At 68.3% G+C, this 21065-nt stretch carries 16 protein-coding genes; 12 read left to right on the forward strand and 4 right to left on the reverse strand.

The genetic code is table 11. The features are described from left to right. Positions 1–365: 365 nt before the first annotated feature. On the reverse strand, positions 366–2045 hold the full coding sequence (locus MBR110_RS16245; protein ID WP_309486115.1) for a nuclease-related domain-containing protein: 1680 nt from the start codon (positions 2043–2045) through the stop codon (positions 366–368). Between MBR110_RS16245 and MBR110_RS16250 the strand changes: the two genes are divergently transcribed. Continuing rightward, the gene (locus MBR110_RS16250) at positions 1950–3500 is read left to right on the forward strand and encodes a phospholipase D family protein (protein ID WP_011881684.1); all 1551 of its coding nucleotides are present in this window, start codon (positions 1950–1952) and stop codon (positions 3498–3500) included. The genes MBR110_RS16245 and MBR110_RS16250 overlap by 96 nt on opposite strands. Positions 3501–3596: 96 nt before the next feature. Here the strand turns inward: MBR110_RS16250 and MBR110_RS16255 are convergent, their stop codons facing one another. Further along, positions 3597–6083: a mechanosensitive ion channel family protein gene (locus tag MBR110_RS16255; protein ID WP_059734992.1), complete on the reverse strand. Its 2487-nt coding sequence runs from the start codon at positions 6081–6083 to the stop codon at positions 3597–3599. Between the two features lie 263 nt (positions 6084–6346). After that, a complete protein-coding gene (locus tag MBR110_RS16260; RefSeq protein WP_059735016.1) occupies positions 6347–7306 on the reverse strand; it encodes a TIGR03571 family LLM class oxidoreductase in 960 nt (319 codons plus the stop codon). A gap of 1108 nt (positions 7307–8414) precedes the next feature. On the opposite strand from MBR110_RS16260, the gene MBR110_RS16265 reads away from it, so the two are divergent. The 5 genes from MBR110_RS16265 to MBR110_RS16285 all read left to right on the forward strand — a co-directional run bounded on the left by MBR110_RS16265 (position 8415) and on the right by MBR110_RS16285 (position 13133). Further along, positions 8415–9335: an NAD-dependent protein deacetylase gene (locus tag MBR110_RS16265; RefSeq protein ID WP_059558871.1), complete on the forward strand. Its 921-nt coding sequence runs from the start codon at positions 8415–8417 to the stop codon at positions 9333–9335. Continuing rightward, positions 9332–9973 (forward strand): DUF938 domain-containing protein, encoded by a 642-nt coding sequence (locus MBR110_RS16270; RefSeq protein ID WP_034195001.1) that lies wholly within the window; start codon positions 9332–9334, stop codon positions 9971–9973. Before MBR110_RS16265 ends, MBR110_RS16270 begins: the two co-directional genes overlap by 4 nt. Positions 9974–10070: 97 nt before the next feature. After that, entirely contained in the window at positions 10071–11483 is a 1413-nt protein-coding gene (gene gndA, locus MBR110_RS16275; RefSeq protein WP_181709416.1) for an NADP-dependent phosphogluconate dehydrogenase, read from the forward strand. Between the two features lie 199 nt (positions 11484–11682). Beyond that, a complete protein-coding gene (locus tag MBR110_RS16280; protein WP_011881691.1) occupies positions 11683–12024 on the forward strand; it encodes a DUF4148 domain-containing protein in 342 nt (113 codons plus the stop codon). Positions 12025–12398: 374 nt separating this feature from the next. Next, positions 12399–13133: a peptidoglycan DD-metalloendopeptidase family protein gene (locus tag MBR110_RS16285; RefSeq protein ID WP_045578171.1), complete on the forward strand. Its 735-nt coding sequence runs from the start codon at positions 12399–12401 to the stop codon at positions 13131–13133. A gap of 49 nt (positions 13134–13182) precedes the next feature. Here MBR110_RS16285 and MBR110_RS16290 read toward each other — a convergent pair whose 3' ends face one another. Further along, the gene (locus MBR110_RS16290) at positions 13183–13821 is read right to left on the reverse strand and encodes a Pr6Pr family membrane protein (RefSeq protein WP_059475552.1); all 639 of its coding nucleotides are present in this window, start codon (positions 13819–13821) and stop codon (positions 13183–13185) included. Positions 13822–14068: 247 nt separating this feature from the next. Here MBR110_RS16290 and MBR110_RS16295 point away from each other — a divergent pair, with 247 nt between their 5' ends. From MBR110_RS16295 to MBR110_RS16320, 6 genes are all read left to right on the forward strand, one after another. Then, positions 14069–14605, forward strand: coding sequence for a cytochrome b (locus MBR110_RS16295; RefSeq protein WP_059740578.1), 537 nt, complete (start codon positions 14069–14071; stop codon positions 14603–14605). A 156-nt stretch (positions 14606–14761) separates the two neighbouring features. After that, positions 14762–15130, forward strand: a complete 369-nt coding sequence (locus tag MBR110_RS16300) for a DUF2946 family protein (RefSeq protein ID WP_181709417.1) — start codon at positions 14762–14764, stop codon at positions 15128–15130. 81 nt (positions 15131–15211) lie between these two features. Continuing rightward, complete coding sequence (locus MBR110_RS16305; RefSeq protein WP_181709418.1) at positions 15212–17341, forward strand: TonB-dependent copper receptor; 2130 nt, start codon at positions 15212–15214, stop codon at positions 17339–17341. A 227-nt stretch (positions 17342–17568) separates the two neighbouring features. Further along, positions 17569–18663, forward strand: coding sequence for a triacylglycerol lipase (locus MBR110_RS16310; RefSeq protein WP_011881697.1), 1095 nt, complete (start codon positions 17569–17571; stop codon positions 18661–18663). Positions 18664–18900: 237 nt separating this feature from the next. Next, positions 18901–19995, forward strand: coding sequence for an esterase/lipase family protein (locus MBR110_RS16315; protein ID WP_011881698.1), 1095 nt, complete (start codon positions 18901–18903; stop codon positions 19993–19995). A gap of 3 nt (positions 19996–19998) precedes the next feature. After that, a complete protein-coding gene (locus MBR110_RS16320) occupies positions 19999–21033 on the forward strand; it encodes a lipase secretion chaperone (protein WP_011881699.1) in 1035 nt (344 codons plus the stop codon). Positions 21034–21065 lie beyond the last annotated feature (32 nt).

A 21065-nucleotide genomic window follows, 5' to 3' on the forward strand; every position in this document is an offset into this window, starting at 1 on the left:
TCATTGAAGGCCCAGGATTCGATTTCCTTCTGGTGTGATGGTCTCGGGTATCGCTGTTTTATTGTCGATCGATTTGATACCAGTGATTTATAGGAAATGAAATGCCGGATGACAAGGTGTGCAAAAGAGGAAAATCCAATCGAAATTAAAACAATGCCGATCGAATTGCGTATATCTGAAACATTCGAGCCTGGCCGGCTTATCGGTGGTTGGGCATGCTTGGGATGATCGAGGTGCGATGAAATCGCTCGCGTTCGGAGGCGGACGGAATTCTGTCCGCTTGGCCTCAGCTATCCTGCTTGTGGTTCGAGGTGCCGACGAATCGCGGCCCCGAAATTCCCGTTTCAGAAATCGGTATCGCCCGATCAGTTTTCCCGATCGCGAACACAGGTGTTGCCCTGCGCGTGGAACGCGGGCGGACATTCGGGGGCGGCGAGCGTGCCGGTCCTGCCGTTGCATCCGAGGCGGTCGACGCCTGCGGGACAGGTGATCGCCGACGTGGCCGGCGCGGCCATCGCGGCGACGGCCGCAACGGGCGCAACGGGCGCGCGTATCTCGTCCGCGCGCGTGCGCGCCGCTGTTGCCATATCGTTCCGCGCAGCCGACGCCACCGGTGCGCGCGATTCATGCGCGGCCTGCCGCACGGCACCGTGGCGCTCGCCGCGCGGCGCCTTCGCCGGCGCACGTGCCGTGTGTCCGACCGGTTGCGACGCCGCTGCGGGCGTCGCAGCGACGGTGGCGGCCCGATGCCGATGGGCGGCCGCATAGGCGATGGCGGCTGCGGCGATCGCCACCGACGCATAGCGCAGCACGGTGCGGCGCCGTTTCGGTCGCCGCGCGATTGCGTCGCCGGAGCCGAACGGCGTGTGTCCGCCGGCGCGCGCCGTCGCCAACGGCGCGTGCCGCGCGGTGTCCTGCGAGACGTGGCCGCGCTCGGCTGCCGGCCGCGGCGCGACGGTGAACGTTGTGTTTTCGTCGGCTGAGCGCGACGCGGGCCGCACCGGTGCAGGTGCGCGCGATGATGCCGGCTCAGCGGCTTCCACCACTTCGGCGGCCTTTACGATGCTCGCGACCGGCATCGCGACCACCTCCCAAGTCGGCGCGCTGGCGCGCTCGACGGTTCGCGCGGTCGTGGCGACCGGTATCGCCCGCGGAATCAGCTCGCGCTCGTGCGCGAACGCACGCAGCCACGCCAGCGGCCACGGTGCGCGGCCGCGCGTCGACAGCAGGAGCTCGAGCGCGTCGGCGCCGCAGATCTCGACGCGCGGATCGACGTGAATGCGCAGATTCGATCCCGGCGGGATTTCCGGTTCGAACAACACCGCGCCTTTCGGATAGGAGACCGCTTCGCCGTCGGGCCGATGTTCCGACATCGCGTTGCGCAATGCCTGGTTGTTGCGTAGCGCCTGCAGGTAACCATTGCCCACGCGCCTGGTCGATCCGTCGGCGTAGTTAAGCGTCCATTCGCCGTTTTCCTGACCAGTGACGGGCGCGCGGAAGCCTTTGACTTCGAGTTGCAACGTCGTCGTCTCGGTGCCGACGAGGATGTCGACCTGTCGCCCGTTGACCGAGATGTCGCAGAGGATGACCGCCGCCTGTTCGTGTTCCGCGAGCCAGCGAACGACGCGCTCGAGCGCCTGCTGCTCCGACGAATTCAGTTCCTCGGTGCTGCCGAAATAAAGTTCGATATTGTGCATTGTCGATTCGATCGCGCGGCAGCATTTGCTGCCGCTGAACGGTTGGCCCCGGACCGTATTCAAGCACGATTCGCGGGATCGGCGGCGGCTCGCCGCGCGCGGCCGCCACCGCATCCGCTGGCAACGTTTCCATCGAGAAATGTCGGGAGCGGCGCGATCGCAATCAAGTATCCTGTGACGCAGCCGGCGCCGCGTTTCATCCGTCAGCCGGAACAAACACAAACCGATTTCGCCCGACGGCGGGCGTCCATCATGACCATGCTGCGTTCGTGGGGTGCGATTCTCTCGTTGCTGATGCTTGCCGCGTGCGCGAGCCTGCCGCCGCAGGTCGACCGCACGCCGACGCATGCCTACACCGATACCGGCAACACGCGCCTCGGCGTCGCGTTCCGCGCGCAGGCCGCCACCCACCCTGGGCAGGACGCGTTTCATCTGCTCAGCGATCCGGTCGACGCACTCGATGCGCGCGTGCTGCTCGCCGATCGTGCCGATCGTTCGCTCGACCTTCAGTACTACATCTGGCACGACGATCTGACCGGTCACGCGCTCGCGGACGCGATCATCCGGGCCGCCGATCGCGGCGTGCGCGTGCGTGTGCTGCTCGACGATCTCGGCACCAACGCCGACGACCGCAAGCTGCTCGAAATCAGCTCGCATCCGCACATCGAGATCCGTCTGTTCAATCCGGTCGCGACGCGCGAGTTCAAGAAGATCGGCACGGTGCTCGAATTCTCGCGGGTCAACCGGCGCATGCACAACAAGGCGATGATCGCCGACAACCAGGCGGCGATCATCGGCGGCCGCAATATCGGCGACGAGTATTTCGGCGCGTCGTCGATGCTCGAGTTCGGCGATCTCGACGTGGTCGTGCATGGCCGCGTGGTCAACGACATCTCGACCGAGTTCGATACGTTCTGGAATTCGCCGTATGCGTATTCCGTCGGCGCGCTGGTCGGGCACGACGCGACGCCGGGCAGCCTCGATCGCGAGCGCGAGCGGCTGCGCGATTATCTGCGCGCGATGGAGGACAACCCGTACGTGCTCGAAGCGCGCGAGCGGCTCGACCGGATCGTGCATGGCGAAGGCACGGAGCTGTCGTGGGGACGCGCGACCGTGCTGTATGACGATCCGGCGAAGATCGCACGCGCGCCGAACGACAGCGAAGGGCACCTGCTGCCGCAGCTGCGCGCGCTGGCGCTGCGGCCCGAGCACGAGCTGTTGATCGTGTCGCCGTATCTGGTGCCGGGCGCGGCGATGATCGAACGGCTGCGCGCGCTCACCGCGCGCGGCGTCCGCGTGACGATCCTGACCAACTCGCTCGCATCGACCGACGTCGCGGCCGTACACGCCGGTTACCGGCGCTATCGACGCGAGCTGGTGGAAGCGGGCGTGCGGCTGTACGAGCGCCGGCCGTCAGGCGACAAGAGCATTTCGAAGCGGCTGATCATCGGCTCGTCGCGCGCGTCGCTGCATGCGAAGACCTATGTGTTCGATCGCAAGAGCGTGTTCATCGGCTCGATGAATCTCGACCCGCGCTCGCTGAGGCTCAATACCGAGATCGGCGTTTACTGCGAGAGCCCGGCGCTCGCGGCACAAGTCGCGGCGGACCTGGAGCCGCGGCTCGATCGCATCGCGTGGCGGGTCGAAGCGACGACCGATCCGTCCGGCACACGGCGCCTCGAGTGGATTCAGACTGACGAGGACGGCAAGGTGACCGAATTCGACCACGAGCCGGAAGTGTCGACGGCACGACGCGTCGAGGTATGGTTTCTCGGCTTGTTCCCGATCGAATCGCAGCTGTGACGCGGGCTGCCTGCAACGTGCACGGACAGCCGGCTCGGCCAAGTGCCGGGCGGAACGGCGCGCATCCGGGCACGCGCGCGTCGCGCCCGGCGCGGATCACTGCGGTGCGGGCCGCGGCGGCGGATTGACCGCTGCCGATGGGGCGGCAGCCGTATCCGGGCCTTCGGCGCCTTCAGCGCCACCGTGTTGTGCGCCCGCGTCATACGCGACGACGCTGCGCTGCGGGTTCGCAATGCGGATGCCGCGTTCGCGGAACAGCACCGCGATGCGCCGGTTGAACTCGCGCTGCACGCCCCAGCGTGCCGAATCCTTGCACTGGATCTGCCCGGCGAGCGTGACGGTCGCGCCATCGACCTGATCGACGCCCCAGTAGCTGAAATCCGACAGAATGCCGTCCTTGTAGTTCGGATCGTCGCGTAGCGCGGCGCCGATCTCCTTCAGCGTCGCGATTGCCGGATCGATGTCCTGGCCGTACGCGATGCTGACCTTGACGGCCGCGTTGCCGAGCCCGCGATTCGTATTGTTGACGGTCGTGACCGAACTGAACGGGATCGTGTACAGCGAGCCGTCGCCGCCGCGCAGCCGCACGGTGCGGATCGACAGGTATTCGACCGTACCCGACACGCCGGCGAGCGTGACCCAGTCGCCCACCTGCATCGCGTTCTCCATCAGCAGGAAGATACCGGTGATGAAGTCCTGCACGAGCTTCTGCGAGCCGAAGCCGAGCGCGACGCCGAAGATGCTGGCGCCGGCGAGCAGCGGGCCGATGTTCACGCCGATCTGGCTGAGGCCGGTCAGCACGACGACCAGCGCGATCATGATCAACAGCAGCGAGCGCAGCATCGGCAGCAGCGTGCGCAGCCGCGCGGCGCGCACGAGATTGCCTTCCCGCGTCCACTGCTGCAGGCGGCGCTCGATCGCGATGTTGGCGGCCTCCCAGACGAACAGCGCGACGAGCGCCGCGATCGCGATCGTCATCAGCGCGGACGCCAGCCGATGGCCGATCGTGCCGGTCTTGAACGCATGGAAGATCGGCACGCCCCAGATCTGCAGCAGCAGCACGACGGTCACGATCGCAATCACCGTCGACACGATCCTGCGCAGCAGCGGGTAGTAGCGGTACGCGTGCAGATGGACGAGCGTACGGTCGTCGTCGCGGCGCTGGAACAGCCGCGCGAGCGCGCCGAACACGACGATCGATACGATCCGCATGCCGATCATCACCGCGATCGAGCGGCCGCCGAGCGCGATCAGCACGCGGTAGCCGTTGTGGACGTCGAGCGCCCACACGAACCACAGTGCCATCACGGCGAACACCGCGACGGGCGCCCACGCGTCGGCGAGCGCGTGGGAGAACATCGCGAACGCGCGGTGCTCGTCGCCGGTCGCACGGATGCGCGCGGCGACCGGCTGCCGGCATCGCAGGATCAGCGCGGAGATCATCAGGTGGCCGACGAGCGCGACCGCTTTCAGCAGCGCGACGTGGCCGGCCTCGCTGAGGCCGAAGCTCGCGGCGAGCTCGATCGCGGCCGTACAGATGCCGACGACGATCGCAATCCGCGCGATCGCGCGCTGCGCGTACGCGGCCCACGCGTCGCTGATGTGCAGCAGCCGCAGTTGTCGCGCATCGGGCTGGAAAAACAAGCGGCTGACGATCGTCACGAGACGGCAGATCACGTAGATGTCGATCAGCGAGCCGAGCGCAGTGTCGGTCGGCGTGCCGTCGCCGTCGAGCACCGACATCGTCAGGCTCGCGACGCCGGCGAACACCAGCAGCGGCACCGCGCGCACCACCAGACTGACCAGCGCGCGCGGCATCCGGTGCAGCAGCGTCGTATGGCGCCGCGCGTGGCCGCGGCTTTGCGTCTCGGGCGTGGCGGACGTGCTCGATACGCTCGAGGCGCTCGGGGTGCCGGCCGCGAGCGGTGTCGACGCGGCGTGGTCGATAGACTCGTGCAACTCGGTCGACTCGGGCGGCTCCGTTTCGGACGGCGCGGCGTCGGCCCGTCGCGACGACTCCGCGCGACGCGCGCCCAATGCGCGCAGCGTGCGTCGCAGCAGCCTTCTCGCGAGCCATTCGGCGCCCAATGCCGGCACGAGCACGGCGACGATGGTCAGGAGCGCGTGCAGCAGGTCTGCACGTTCGTCGGCGCGTACCAGCCGTTCGTGCCACCAGTTGCCGACCGAAGCGACGTCGAGCAGCGAGCGCAGCGATTCGTTCAGCGCGCCGCCGATTTCGCCGGCCCAGTGCGAGCCTTGGCGCACCAGCATCGACGCGAGCCCGTTGGTCGTGAGCGCGGCGGGCGCGGCCGCCGACGCAGCGCTGGCCGGCGCCGCCGCGCTCGCCGGCAACGCTGGCGTGCTCAGTACGCCGACGGCGGCGATCGCGCGCAGCGTCGTTTCGACCTGTTCGCGCTCGCGCGGGTTTTGCAGCACGGAGAGCGCCTGTTGCGCCTGTTGCGGCGTCAACGCAGGCACGGCGCCCGACGCGGCGGACGCGGCAGCGGGAGCCGAGGCCGGGGCGGCCGCATGGGCAATGGAGACGACGGCGGCGAGCAGCCAGCCGAGCAGGAAATGTCGCATGGATGGGCATGCGGGCGCGCATTCGGATGCGGCCCGGCGGTCTGGACGATGGACGGACGTTAACATGATCGCGACCGGAACCGAATAGTTCCATCGGCGGCGAGCGGGCGCGAATGGGGCAACCCAGGCGGCGCATGCGAGCGCATCGGCTCAGGCGATGAAAGCGTCGCGGTGCGGCCCGCGCGCTCGATCGCTGTACGACCGTGGGGTTCATCCGCCGGGAATGCAACGTGCTGCGCGGCACTTCCCGGATCACCGACGAATCATTCGCGACCGTCGTGAAAAACCGGCAGCACGTGTTCCGCGATTTCCTCGACGACTTCGCGCAGCGGCCGCGCCGAGCCGAGGTTCAGCGTCACGTGATGCGCGCCGGCTGCGCGCATGCGTTGCAGGACCTCGATCAGCGCCGCGCGTCCGGTTGCGTAACCGAGCGGCAGGGCGGTGGCGGGCGCAGCGCGGTTCGCATCGAGATCGAGCCGCATCGCCACGCCGAACGCGCGAAACGCCGGTTGTGCCAGCCGCTCGACGGCCGCTCGCCACATCGAATGACGCGCATGCAGCGTCTCCGGATCGCGGTGATAGGTCATCCAGCCGATCGCGTTGCGCGCGATCCAGTCCACGCTTTGTCCTCCCGAGCCGACCGCGAGCATCGGCACCGCGGCGTCGCCGTGCGGCAGCAGCGCGAACGCCGGCGCGCCGGGCGGCGTCTCGTCGGGCAGCACGCGCGACGGAACGTCGAGCGCCGCCGCGACGACTTCCCAATGGCGGCGATAGCGGTCGCGCCGCGTTTGCGCGTCGACGCCGAACGCCGCATATTCGGACGGCCGGTCGCCGGAGCCGAGGCCGAGGACGAAGCGCCCGCCGGACAGCGCGGCCACCGACAGCGCGCCCTTCGCGATGTGCAGAGGATGCCGCAGCGGCAGCACGATCGCACCGCTCGCAAGGACGATCCGGCGCGTGCGCGACGCGAGCGCGCCGAGCAGCACCCACGGGTCGAGGTGTCCGACCGGGTCGGGATAGTCGGCGCTGTTCAGCGGCACGTCGCGCACCCACAGCGCGCGAAAGCCGAGCGCGTCGGCCAGGGCGGCGAGTTCGAGTTGTTCGTTGAAATCCGCGACGCTGTCGCCGGCGCGCAGCAGCGGCAGCGTCAGGCCGATCGACAGCCGCTCGTCCGAGAAGACCCGGCTCGCGGCGCCGGTGCGGTCGGTAGCGGTCGGCGGCATGGTCATTCCTCGAATGAGTGGACGAAGCGGACACGCGTGCGGCCGTGTCCGGGGTTGGCGATGTACCGACGGGCATCGCGTTGAGCACGCATCGTGCATCGTGCGTCGGGCCGGCTGCGGAGCGCGCCGCGCGATTCGTGCTGCCGCGGCGACGATCGCAGGATTGTAAGCGGATCGTCGGTATCGCGTCGGCACCGGTGAATCGCGCCCGCCAACGCGAGCGATCGCCCACGACAGTGCGGTCACCGTCCGCCGCTCGCGCGGACGGCCTCGCTGTTTCATTTTCGAATCATTCACGCATTGGCGTCGCTGCGCGCGTTGCATCGCCGCGATATCGGGGCCCGTGCAGCCTTGCGCCGTGCAGCATGGTGCGCTCCTTGCATGTCTTGTGCACGCCAAAAGTGCGCGCGCCGCCGCCGTGGCGCGCGGCCTTCGCTTCAGCGGGTCGGACGCATCGAACACGGGGACAAGACAATGAGAACAGATCGAAGCGCAACCTGTCGTGTTGCAAACATGAATCGCAGTCCTGTCCGTGATCGTGCACGCGCGTCGCCGCCGCTGGTGGCGACGTAGGCGCGCGCCCGTCCGTTCCGTCCGGACGCACGCCGACAGCCAGTGTGCAGGCGTGACGCACGGGATCGACCGCTGCCGGCCGGCATGACCCGCGGCGGCATGCTGCGGGACGACCGACGGCAGCGAAGCGTCGTCGTGCCGCCCGCCGCGCGCAGCAGGCGCGAGCCGGACGCCACGCGCTCGCTGCGGCGCGGCGAATCGCCAAAAACCGCGAAGTGTGGACGCGCAGGCCGCCACGCCATACCGGGAAATCGCAGGTGCAGTTCAGGGGTAGGGTTCGCCGGCCGAGCAGCGGCGGATCCGACGAGTTTGTGCTGTCAGTTGATCCACTACCCCGATGGATCAATTGTTGGAGCGCCCATCGCCATGTGGCCGATGGGCGTCTTTTTTTGCGCCATCGCGGTCGTGTGCCGGCCTCCGGCCGGATCGCGCAGCGTTCTGTATCATGTGCTGGCGTGCTGGAGCGCCGCTGCGGGGCGCACGACGTTCCGGCGCGCCCCATCACGTTCGATCACGCTCGATCCCGCCCGCCGACATGAACGACACCCGCCTGCACGATCCCGACCTGCACGACCTGTACGACCCGCCGTCCGCCGGCATCGACCCGGCCGCGCTCGATGCGCTGCATACCTTCGTCGAGCGCCATCCGCGGCTGCTCGTGCTGACCGGCGCGGGCATCAGCACCGATTCCGGCATTCCCGGCTATCGCGACCGCGACGGCAAATGGATGCGCTCGCCGCCGATCCAGCTGCAGGACTTTCTCGGCTCCGACGCCGCGCGCCGGCGCTACTGGGCGCGCAGCATGATCGGCTGGCCGGTGGTCGGCCGCGCGCAGCCGAACGCGTCGCATCGCGCGCTCGCGCGGCTCGGCGCAGCCGGCCGGATCGAGCGCCTCGTCACGCAGAACGTCGACGGCCTGCACCAGCGCGCGGGCAGCGCCGACGTGATCGAACTGCATGGCGGCATCAACGGCGTGACGTGTCTCGATTGCGGCGCCGATCATGCGCGCGCGACGATCCAGACCATCCTCGAAACGGACAACCCCGAACTGCTCGGCGCACAGGCGGAGCCGGCCGCCGACGGCGACGCGCATCTCGAATGGACCGCGCTCGATACGTTCCGCGCGCCGGCGTGCCCAGCGTGCGGCGGGCTGCTGAAGCCCGCGGTGGTGTTCTTCGGCGAAAACGTGCCCCGCGAGCGCGTCGCACTGGCGTCGCAGGCGCTCGATGCGGCCGATGCGCTGCTCGTGGTCGGCTCGTCGCTGATGGTGTACTCGGGCTATCGCTTCTGCGTGTGGGCGCACGCGCAGCACAAGCCGGTAGCCGCGCTGAATCTCGGCCACACGCGCGCCGATCCGATGCTGACGCTGAAAGTCGAGGCGCATTGCGCGCCCGCGCTCGACGCGTTGAATACGCGGCTCGGCATTGCGGCCGGCGTGTCGGAGCGTGCAGCGTGAGCGGGCCGACGGCATCGCCCGATCCGGCCGAACGGTTGTCGGCGCCGGCCGCCGAGCGCAACCGCGGACCGATTCTCGACGTGCTGCGCCGCGTGCTGCCGGCGCACGGCAGCGTGCTGGAGATCGCGAGCGGCACGGGCCAGCATGCGGTGCATTTCGCGCAGGCGATGCCGGGGCTGCGCTGGCAGCCGAGCGATCCCGATCCACGGGCGCGCCGCTCGATCGCCGCGTGGGCCGCGCATGCGGGCGTCGCGAACCTCGCCGAGCCGCTCGCGTTCGACGTGCGCGACGCGTCGTGGCCGGCCGATGCGCTCGACGCCGTCGTCTGCATCAACATGATCCATATCTCGCCGTGGGCGTGCACCGCCGCGCTGTTCGCCGGCGCGGCGCGCGCGCTGCGCGCGGGCGGCGTGCTGTTCCTGTACGGTCCGTATCGGCGCGAAGGCCGTCACACCGCGCCGTCCAACGAAGCGTTCGACCGGCAACTGCGCGAGCGCGACGCGTCGTGGGGCGTGCGCGATCTGGAGGCCGTCGTCGCACTCGGGCTCGATTGCGGGCTCGACTGCGTCGAGGTCGTCGAAATGCCGGCGAACAATCTGAGCGTCGTGTTCCGGCGCTTGCCGCACGCGGAGCAATGACACGTCGTCGCGCATCGCGACCGGGTTTCCACTATCCTTTCGCCTGTGCGCGCGGCCCGATTCGGGCCGCGCACCGTTTTTTCCGGAGAATTGACTAATGGGCAAACAAGCAATCGGTGTGATCGGGCTCGCGGTGATGGGGCGCAATCTCGCACTCAATATCGAGAGCCGCGGTTACGCGGTGTCGGTGTACAACCGCAGCCGCGAGAAAACCGACGAACTGATCGCCGAATTCCCGGGTCGCAATCTGGTCCCGACCTATACGCTCGAGGAATTCGTCGCGTCGCTCGAAACGCCGCGCCGGATCCTGATGATGGTGAAGGCCGGCGAAGCGACCGATGCGACCATCGCGTCGCTCAAGCCGCTGCTCGAGAAGGGCGACGTGCTGATCGACGGCGGCAACACCCACTTCACCGACACGATCCGCCGCAACCAGGAGCTCGCGCAATCGGGCCTGCACTTCATCGGCACCGGCGTGTCGGGCGGCGAGGAGGGCGCGCTGCGCGGCCCGTCGATCATGCCGGGCGGCCAGCGCGACGCGTACGACCTGGTCGAGCCGATCCTCAAGCAGATCGCCGCGAAGGCGCCGTCGGACGGCGAGCCGTGCGTCGCGTACATGGGGCCGGACGGTGCGGGCCACTACGTGAAGATGGTTCACAACGGGATCGAATACGGCGACATGCAGCTGATCGCCGAGAGCTACGCGGTGCTGAAGGACGTCGGGGGCCTGACGAACGACGAGCTCGGCGCGGTGTACACCGAGTGGAACCAGGGCGAGCTCGACAGCTACCTGATCGAGATCACGTCGAAGATCTTCGGCAAGAAGGACGACGAAACCGGCAAGCAGCTCGTCGACGTGATCCTCGATCGCGCCGCGCAGAAGGGCACCGGCAAGTGGACGAGCCAGAACGCGCTGGATCTCGGCGTGCCGCTGCCGCTGATCACCGAGTCGGTGTTCGCGCGCGTGCTGTCGTCGCTGAAGACCGAGCGCGTCGCGGCCAGCAAGATCCTGTCGGGGCCGGCTGCCGCGCCGTTCGACGGCGATCGGGCCGCGTTCGTCGAAGCCGTGCGCCGCGCGCTGTACCTGAGCAAGGTGATCTCGTATGCGCAGGGCTTCGCGCAGCTGCGCACCGCATCCGAGGAGTACGGCTGGAATCTCGATCTCGGCACGATCGCGAAGATCTTCCGCGCGGGCTGCATCATCCGCGCGCGCTTCCTGCAGAAGATCACGGACGCCTACGCGAAGGATCCGGCGCTCGCGAACCTGTTGCTCGACCCGTACTTCAAGGACATCGCCGCCAACTACCAGACCGCGCTGCGCGACGTCGTGGTGGCCGCGGTGAAGGCCGGGGTGCCGGTGCCGGCGTTCGCGTCGGCGGTCGCGTACTTCGACAGCTATCGTTCCGAACGGCTGCCGGCGAACCTCGTGCAGGCGCAGCGAGACTTCTTCGGCGCGCATACGTTCGAGCGGACCGACCGCCCCGGCAGCTTCCACGCGAACTGGTCCTGAGGGAGGCGGCGAGCCGCGATTGTTGCGAAATTCTATTCTTTGAGTAGGGTTTTTGGTTCCAGATCCCGGAATTGTTGGCGTCACGGAAACAGTGTTTTCGTTCTTTCATGGTTTTCCCTAGGTGCTCGCCGGACTAAACTTGGTTCCATCGCTGCAGACATGGTGTGTGCGGCGGAGCAAAAAAATTCCGGAGGTAATCATGAAATCGCTGATCGCAACGTTCGCTGCAGCTGCCGTTCTCGCCGTCCCCGCCGTGTCGTTCGCCCAACAGAATGCGCCGGTCACCCGTGCGCAAGTGAAGGCCGAGCTGGTCCAACTGCAACAGGCCGGCTACAAGCTGGGCAGCGACCGGACCGACTACCCGGTCGGCATCCAGGCAGCTGAAGCGCGTGTGAACCCGCAACAGAACGTCGCCGCTGCCGATACCAGCGGCTACGGCGCGCAACCGGCCGGCCAGCAAGAGTCGGGTGCACCGGTAGCCAAGACCGGCTGGCAAGTGAAGCGCGTGTCGGACGGCGCACCGATCTACAAGGGTCGTTGATCGCCGACGGTCGGCGGGCCGCTACCGCGGCCCGCGTTGACCGATCTCAGGCAGTACGAACAGCCCGCCGTTCCGCATCCCGGAACGGCGGGCTGTTTTCATGGGCTGCACCGGTCGCGAGCGGGCGGCGGCAGCCGCAAGATTGTTGCGGGATCGGCTACGGGTCGCGGGCATGGGCGCGACCAATGGTATCTTTGCCGGGCGGGACGACGCGAAAAAGGGGCCGATGAGCCCATTCGCGCCGACGTTCCGCAGTGGAAACTGCCGGCCGCGCCAGCGGTCGGATACTGGTTGGTCCGGCCGTGCGGCCGGACATCGTGCGTCGCATGCCGGAGGGCGGTGGGCGGCGCAACGACGCAAACCCCGGAGGACCCTTGAGAGAAACGATTCCGATCCACGAGGCGCTGACGCGCTGGCTGCCGCAGGCGGCGTTGGTCGTCGCGGCCGCGGCGCTGTCGGGCTGTACGATGACGCCGTGGACCGACAGCTGGCAGCCGATGCGATCGTCGACGCCCATGTCGGCCGCGACGCCCGGCGTGATCGCCGGCTATTACCGCGTCAACCCGGGCGACACGCTCGCGAGCGTCGCGGCTGCCTACGGGCAGCGCGTGCAGGACGTCGCGAGCTGGAACCACATGTCGCCCAACGACGCGCTGTCGCCCGGCCAGGTGCTGCGCGTCGCGCCGCCGCCGGCCGCGACGTCGCTCACGCAGGCGCCGTCCGCCTCCGCGCAGCCGGGCTCGCTGGCATGGCCGGCTACCGGCATCGTCGCGACGCCGTTCTCGGCCGGCAAGACGCGCGGCATCGTGATTGCCGCGTCGGGGCCCGATCATTCGGTGCGCGCCGCGGCGAACGGGCGCGTGGTTTATGCCGGGACGGGCGTCAAGGCATATGGGCCGCTCGTGATCCTGAAGCATGAAAACGGCCTGATCACCGCGTACGGGCACAACGGCAAGCTGCTCGTGAACGAAGGCGACGCGGTGCGCACGGGGCAGCCGATCGCCGAGATGGGCACCGATCCGAGCGGACGCGCGACGTTCGAGTTCGAAGTTCGCCAGAACGGCAAGGTCGCCGATCCGATGAACTTCCTGGCGCGCAACGGCGGCTGACGCCATCGCATGACGACGTGTGCGCCGCGCGGCGCACACGTTCCCGCCTTCACCCGTCCTCGAGCTGCGCGGCGCCGAGCCGCGCCGGACGATTGCCGAGCCAGCGAATCCCCAGCGCGAGCGCCGCGGCGCCGAGCGCGATCAGCGAACACTGAACGGCGACCGGCAGGTAGCCGTGCGGCCGCGGATCGACGAACGGATACGGGTACCAGTTTTCCAGTGCGCCGCGCACGAGCGTATAGCCGAGATAGACGACCGGAAAGCCGAGCCACGCGACTGTGCTGCGGCGCGGAATCGGCGAGCGCGGCCCCACGTACAGCCAGTCGCACAGCACGACGAGCGGCACGATCCGGTGCAGCACCCAGTTGTTCAGGGGTGGCGTGATGTGACGCAACGCATCGAGCCGCGCGAGCAGCAGCTCGTAGACGATCGCGGTGATCAGCACGTACAGCACCGCCGCGCCGCGCATCGACTCGTAGCGCGCGGAGCCGGTGCGCGGAATGCGCGACAGCCCCGCGATCAGCATCGCCGCCGCGTACAGACTGCTCAGTTGTGTGAAATAGCTGAGATAGTTGCCGAGATGAAAACTGGGCATGCCCCAGCGGCCGGCGACGCTGTGCAGCGTGGTGGACACCGCGAGCAGCGCGGCGACGAGCCGGTAGGCCGCAACGAAGAACGCTTTGCTCATGATGCCTGCGCAACGTCGCACCAAAGCTTCATCGTGCCACAGCCGTGCACGCGCGCGATGCGGACTTTCCATATGGCCGCCATGCCGCCATGCCGCCATGCCGCCGCGCCGCTCCGATTCGTCGGATATTTGATCCAGTCGTGCAATACCCGCTGCCCGCGACGCTACAATCGCGACAGCCGCCGCGCGCCGGGCAGCCGCGGCCCGTGCCGGCCGCGCATACTCCACGAGCAACATGAGAGCAACGATGAAAAACATAATCGCGAAACAGTCGCGCTACAGCACGCCGGCTATCTTCTTTCACTGGGCCGTCTTCCTGCTGGTTGCGCTCGCCTATCTGGCCATCGAGGTTCGCGGCCCCAAAGGCAGCGACAGCCGCGCGTTCTGGATGAACGTGCATTTGACCGCAGGCACGTTCGTGCTCGCCTTGTCGGTGCTGCGCGTGGTGTGGCGCATGGTGAGCCGCGTGCCGGACGCGATCGCGCAGGCGCCGTTGCTGAAGTGGCTGTCGACGCTCGCGCATCTGGCGCTGTACGTGTTCATCATCGCGCAGCCGCTGCTCGGCATCATGATGGTCAACATGGGCGGCAAGCCGGTGTCGCTCGACTGGCTCGGCGTGTCGTTCACGCTGTTCGGCCCGGACAAGGCGCTGCGGCCCACGATCAAGGAAGCGCACGAGCTGATCGGCAACGCCTTCTACTTCGTGATCGGGCTGCATGCACTGGCAGCGCTTTATCATCATTTCGTCCGGCGTGACGACGTGCTGCGGCGCATGATGCGGTAAGCCGCCCAGGTTCGACGCGCGCACGCTGCAGGGGCGCATGGTTGCCGATACAACCATACGCCCCTGCGTCGTTTACGGCCGCGCTCGGCTGGCCAGCGCGCTGAACATTCTGTAACATCGCGGCTGCTTTTACATTCCGTTTACGCACTGCCGCGCATGCTGCATCGACATCGTCATCTGACCGCCTGGCTCGGCGTGTTCGCGATCTGGCTCGCGATCGCCGCGCCGCTGGTATCGCAGTGGCGTATCGCGCAGGCCGCGTCGTCCGATGCGGTCGTCTGCGGCACCGGGCACGGTGCACATCTCGCGCCGGCGGCGCAGCAGGCGCACGATCACGCGGCGCATCTCGACGCCTGCGGCTATTGCGGCTTCTTCGCGCACGTTCCCGCGATCGGCGGCCCCGTCGCCGCGTCGATCGCCTTCATCCCCGCCGTGTTCGCGGGCGCTGCCGCACCGCGCACGCTTGCGGCTGCCACACGACGCTATCCGCGCGCGTATCCACGCGCACCGCCCGAGCGCGCCTGACGCGCAGTCTTCCGTCTCTTTCATCGCCGCTATCCGTGCAGTCCGTCGAGGCTGCGTGGAGGGCGTCACTCGGGCTTACTCATGACCAATTTTTCGTCGCGCGCGCCGAACGCGTCGCGCCATCCCGATGCACGGCGCGTGCCGCGCGTGCTCACTCTCACCGTTCCCGCGCTGGCCGTCAGCGCGATGACCGCCGCCGTCGCGGCCGAACCCGTGCGCGTCGCCGGCGCGCCGCCGGACGACGCGGCCTGGCTGTTGCCGCCCGTCGAAGTCGTCGCGTCGCCGCTGACGACGCCGCTCGTCGTCGTCACCGATCCGAAGACGCCGCGCCAGCCGCTGCCGGCAAGCGACGGCGCCGATTATCTGAAGACGATCCCCGGTTTCACGTCGATCCGCAGCGGCGGCACCAACGGCGACCCCGTGCTGCGCGGGATGTTCGGCTCGCGGCTGAACATCCTGGCGAACGGGCTGCCGACGCTCGGCGCCTGCCCGAACCGGATGGACGCGCCGACCTCGTACATCGCGCCGGAGAGCTATGACAAGGTCACCGTCGTGAAGGGGCCGCAGACGGTGCTGTACGGGCCGGGCGCGTCGGCGGGCACCGTGCTGTTCGAGCGCGTGACGCCGCGTTTCGAGCGGCCGGGCATGCGCTTCGACGGCAGCGTGGTCGGCGGCTCGTTCGGCCGCAACGACCAGAACGTCGACGTGACGGCCGGCACGCCGGACGTCTACGGCCGCGTGATCGCGAATCACGCGCACGCGCAGGACTACCAGGACGGCAACGGCAATACCGTGCCGTCGCAATGGGACAAGTGGAACGCGGACGCCGCGCTCGGCTGGACGCCCGACGACCATACGCGAGTCGAGCTGACGGCGGGCACCGGCGACGGCTACGCCCGCTACGCGGGGCGCGGAATGGACGGCGCGCATTTTCGCCGCGAAACGTTCGGCGTGTCGTTCGACAAGCGGCATCTCGGCGACGTGCTCGAGCGCATCGAGGCGCGGGTGTACTACAACGAAGCCGATCACGTGATGGACAACTACACGTTGCGTCAGCCGGATCCGGCCAGCAGCATGCCGATGCGGATGGCCTCCGAGGTGCGGCGCCGCACGTTCGGCGCGCGCGCGGCGGCGACGCTCCGGTTCGGCGACGACTTCAAGCTCGTGACCGGCGTCGACGCGCAGTCGAACCGGCTCGATTCGCGCTCGGCGATGGGGCGGCAGAACTACGGCGACCAGCCTTGGGACCCGCAGGCGACGATGTGGAATGCCGGCGCGTTCGGCGAGCTGACGTGGTTCGCGAGCGATGCGGCGCGCGTGATCGGCGGCGCGCGGGTCGACTACGCGAGCGCGCGCGACAAGCGTGCGGCGACGAGCGGGATGATGACGAGCAAGCCGAATCCCACGTTCGACGACGACCGCGCACGCGTGCTGCCGAGCGTCTTCGTGCGCTATGAACGCGACCTCGCGTCGCTGCCGCTCACGTGGTACGCCGGTATCGGCCACGCGCAACGCTTCCCGGACTATTGGGAGCTGTTCTCCGCGACCCGCGGCCCGGCGGGCTCGATCAACGCGTTCTCGGCGGTGCGGCCGGAGAAGACCACGCAGCTCGACATCGGCGCGCAGTACAAGAGCGACCGGTTCGATGCGTGGGTGTCGGCCTATGCGGGCTACGTACAGGACTACATCCTGTTCGACTACTCGCCCGGAATGATGGGCGCGACCACGCGGGCGACCAACGTCAACGCGCAGATCATGGGCGGCGAAGCGGGCGTGTCGTGGCGGCCCGTCGCGCCGCTGCGCGTCGAGACGTCGCTCGCGTATGCATGGGGGCGCAACGCGACGAGCGGCGATCCGTTGCCGCAGATGCCGCCGCTCGACGCGCGCTTCGGGCTCGAATACACCCGTGGCGCCTGGTCGGCCGGTGGCCTGTGGCGAGTCGTTGCGGCGCAGCATCGCTATGCGTTGAACCAGGGCAACGTGGTCGGCAAGGACTTCGGTCCGAGCAGCGGGTTCGGCGTGCTGTCGCTCCATGCGCAATACAACGTCAGCAAGAAGGTGCAGATCTCGGTCGGCGTCGACAACGTGCTGAACAAGGCCTACACCGAGCATCTGAACCTCGCGGGCAACGCGGGCTTCGGTTATTCGGCGAACGCGCCGGTGATGGAGCCCGGGCGTACCGCGTGGGTGCGCGTCAGCGCGAAGCTGTAACGCGCAGCGCGTGTGCGATGCAGCATGCGCGCGCAGCGGCGCGCCCCCGCCCGAAGCGGCGGGGCGCGTCAAGCGATTAGAGAACCGTATCTAGTCGGGATCCAACGTTCGCCACTCGTGATTCACTCCCGCATTCGATGCACATGCCGGCTGCGTTCGAGGCAACGGGCAATGTGCATCGATCCGATCTCATTCGCACCAGAATCACAATAATCAGGAGAACATAGATGGTCAGATCGATGCGTTCCAGGGTGGTGGCAGCGGCAGTGGCATGCGCGATGAGCGGCGCGCAGTTCGCGGGGACGACCGCAGTGATGACGCTCGCGACGACGCACGCGGCGACCGCGGCAACCGCGGCGACGGACGACTACGCGGCGACGCGCTATCCGGTCGTCCTCGTGCACGGCCTTACCGGCACCGACAAGTACGCAGGCGTGCTCGAGTACTGGTACGGCATCCAGGAGGATCTGCAGCGGCACGGCGCGACCGTCTATGTCGCGAATCTGTCCGGTTTCCAGAGCGACGACGGTCCGAACGGGCGCGGCGAGCAGCTGCTCGCTTACGTGAAGACGGTGCTCGCCGCGACCGGCGCGACCAAGGTGAACCTGATCGGTCACAGCCAGGGCGGCCTCACGTCGCGCTATGTCGCGGCGGTCGCGCCCGATCTGGTCGCATCGGTGACGACGATCGGCACGCCGCACCGCGGCTCCGAGTTCGCGGACTTCGTGCAGAGCGTGCTCGCCTACGACCCGACGGGGTTGTCGTCGTCGGTGATTGCAACCTTCTTCAACGTTTTTGGCATCCTGACGAGCAGCAGCAACAACACGAACCAGGACGCGCTCGCCGCGCTGAAAACGCTGACGACTTCGCAGGCCGCTGCATACAACCAGAACTATCCGAGCGCGGGTCTCGGCGCGCCGGGCAGCTGCCAGACGGGTGCGCCGACGGAGACGGTCGGCGGCAATACGCACCTGCTGTACTCGTGGGCCGGCACCGCGATTCAGCCCACCGTGTCGATGTTCGGCGTCACCGGCGCGAAGGACGTCAGCACGATTCCGGTGATCGATCCAGCCAACGCGCTCGACCTGTCCACGCTTGCGCTGCTGGGCACCGGCACGGTGATGATCAACCGCGGCGCCGGGCAGAACGACGGCCTCGTGTCGAAGTGCAGCGCACTGTACGGGCAGGTGCTGGGCACGCGCTACAAGTGGAACCACCTCGACGAAATCAACCAGTTGCTCGGCGTGCGCGGCGCGTATGCGGAGGATCCGGTCGCGGTCATCCGCACGCATGCGAACCGGCTGAAACTCGCGGGTGTGTGACCTCCGCTCGCGCGCAACGCGACGCGCGTCGCGTTGCGTCGCGGGACGTGTCGACCACTCGGCGAACGGTCTCGCGGGGTGGTCAAACCTTCGCGGTTTGTGATTCACTCTCGGCCTCGACGCGCACGCCGGTACCGTTGTCTGCAACGGCGCGTGCGCGTCGCCGACGCGTGTTCGCAACGGCAACGCAATGGCCGGCGGCACGCCTTTGAGGACGATGAATTCGGAGGTGTACACATGACTAAATCGATGCGTTCCAGGGTGATGGCGGGTGCAGCGGCATGCGCGATGAGCGCTGCGCCGTTCGCGGGAGCGACTGCCGTGATGGCGCTCGCGACGACGCGCACGGCCGTGGCGGCAACCGCGCCATCGGACACTTACGCGGCGACGCGTTATCCGCTCGTTTTCGTGCACGGCATCAACGGCAACGAGAAAATCGGCGGCGCGATCGATCAGTGGTACGGCATACGTGGCGATCTGCAGCAGCACGGCGCGAGCGTCTATGTCGCGAATCTGTCGGCGTTCCAGAGCGACGACGGTCCGAACGGGCGCGGCGAACAGCTGCTCGCTTACGTCAAGCGGGTGCTCGCCGCGAGCGGTGCGACGCGGGTGAACCTGGTCGGTCACAGCCAGGGCGGCCTCACGTCGCGCTATGTCGCGGCGGTCGCGCCGGAACTCGTCGCATCGGTGACGACGATCGGCACGCCGCACCGCGGCTCCGAGTTCGCGGACTTCGTGCAGCGCGTGCTCGCCTACGACCCGACGGGGCTGTCGTCGGCGGTGATCGCGAAGTTCGTCAATCTGATGGCATTCCTGACGAGCACCAACTTCAACCTGAAGCAGGACGCATTGGCCGCGCTGCAGACGCTGACCACGTCGCAGGCCGCCGTCTACAACGTCAACTATCCGAGCGCGGGCCTCGGCGCGCCGGGCAGCTGCGAGACGGGCGCGTCGACCGAGACGATCGGCGGCCATACGCATCTGCTGTACTCGTGGACGGGCACTGCGATTCGGCCGGCCTTTTCGCTATCCGGCGTCATGCTCGCGAAGGATGTCAGCACGATTCCGTTGATCGATCCCGCGTACAAGGACGACTCTTCGACGCTTGCGATGCTCGCCACCGGCACGGTGATGATCAATCGCGGCTCGGGGCGCAACGACGGGCTCGTGTCGAAATGCAGCGCGCTGTACGGGCAGGTGCTGGGCACGCACTACAAGTGGAATCACGTCGACGAGATCAATCAGACGCTCGGCGTGCACGGTGCGTTTGCGGAGGACCCGGTCGCGGTCATCCGCACGCATGCGAACCGGCTGAAACTCGCGGGTGTGTGATCGATGAGTGCACAACAAACACGCGCACCGCTGCTGCGTCGGATCGCGCCATACGGTGCGGCGGGGCTGGCCGCGATCGTCGGCGTCGCGATCTGGAGCGGCACGGGATCGCAGAGCGGCGCTGATGCGTCGCGCACGCCAGCCAATGCGGTCGCGGCCGACGGCGCGAGCGCCGCAGTTCGTCAGGCCGCGCTGCCGGCGAGCGCCGCATTGCCGGCGCCACTGGTCGGCTCCAGCGCGCCGCGGTTGCCGCTCGATTCGGGCGGGCATCTCGCGAAGGTGCGCGCGGTGCGTGACTTCTTCGATTACTGCCTGACCGCGCGCAGCGAGCTCACTGCGGCCGCGCTCGACGCATTGGTCGCACGCGAGATCGCCGCGCAGCTCGATGCAACGCCCGCGCAGCCCGAGGCGCTCGACGTGTGGCGCCGCTACCGTGCGTATCTCGACGCGCTCGAGAAGCTGCCGGACGGCGGCGCGGTCGACAAGATCGATCCCGAGGCGCTGCAGCGCGCGCTCGACCAGCGCGCGTCGATCGCGCACCGGACGCTCGGCGACTGGAGCCAGCCGTTCTTCGGTGCCGAGCAATCGCAGCAGCGCTACGATCTCGCACGGCTCAGGATCGTGCAGGACCGCACGCTGACCGATGCGCAGAAAGCGGAGCGGCTCGCGGCGCTCGACCAGCAGATGCCGGCCGACGAGCGTGCCGCGCGCGCGCCGGCCGAGCGGCAGCGCGCGGCGCTCGACCAGATCGCGCAATTGCAGAAGAGCGGCGCGACGCCGGACGCGGTGCGCGCACAACTGACGCAGTCGCTCGGTGCGGACGTGGCCGCGCGCGTCGTGCAGATGCAGCAGGACGACGCGTCGTGGCAAAGCCGTTACGCGGATTATGCGGCGCAGCGCGCGCAGATCGATGCGGCCGGGTTGTCGCAGCAGGATCGCGATGCGCAGATCGCGGCGCTGCGGCAGCGGATCTTCACGAAGCCGGGCGAAGCGGTGCGCGCCGCGGCGTTCGATCGCAGCGCGGCCGGCACGCGGTAACCGCACGCGCCAACGCCACGCGCTGACGCCCG

Source organism: Burkholderia sp. MBR-1 (assembly GCF_013822785.1).
GTDB lineage: Bacteria > Pseudomonadota > Gammaproteobacteria > Burkholderiales > Burkholderiaceae > Burkholderia > Burkholderia vietnamiensis.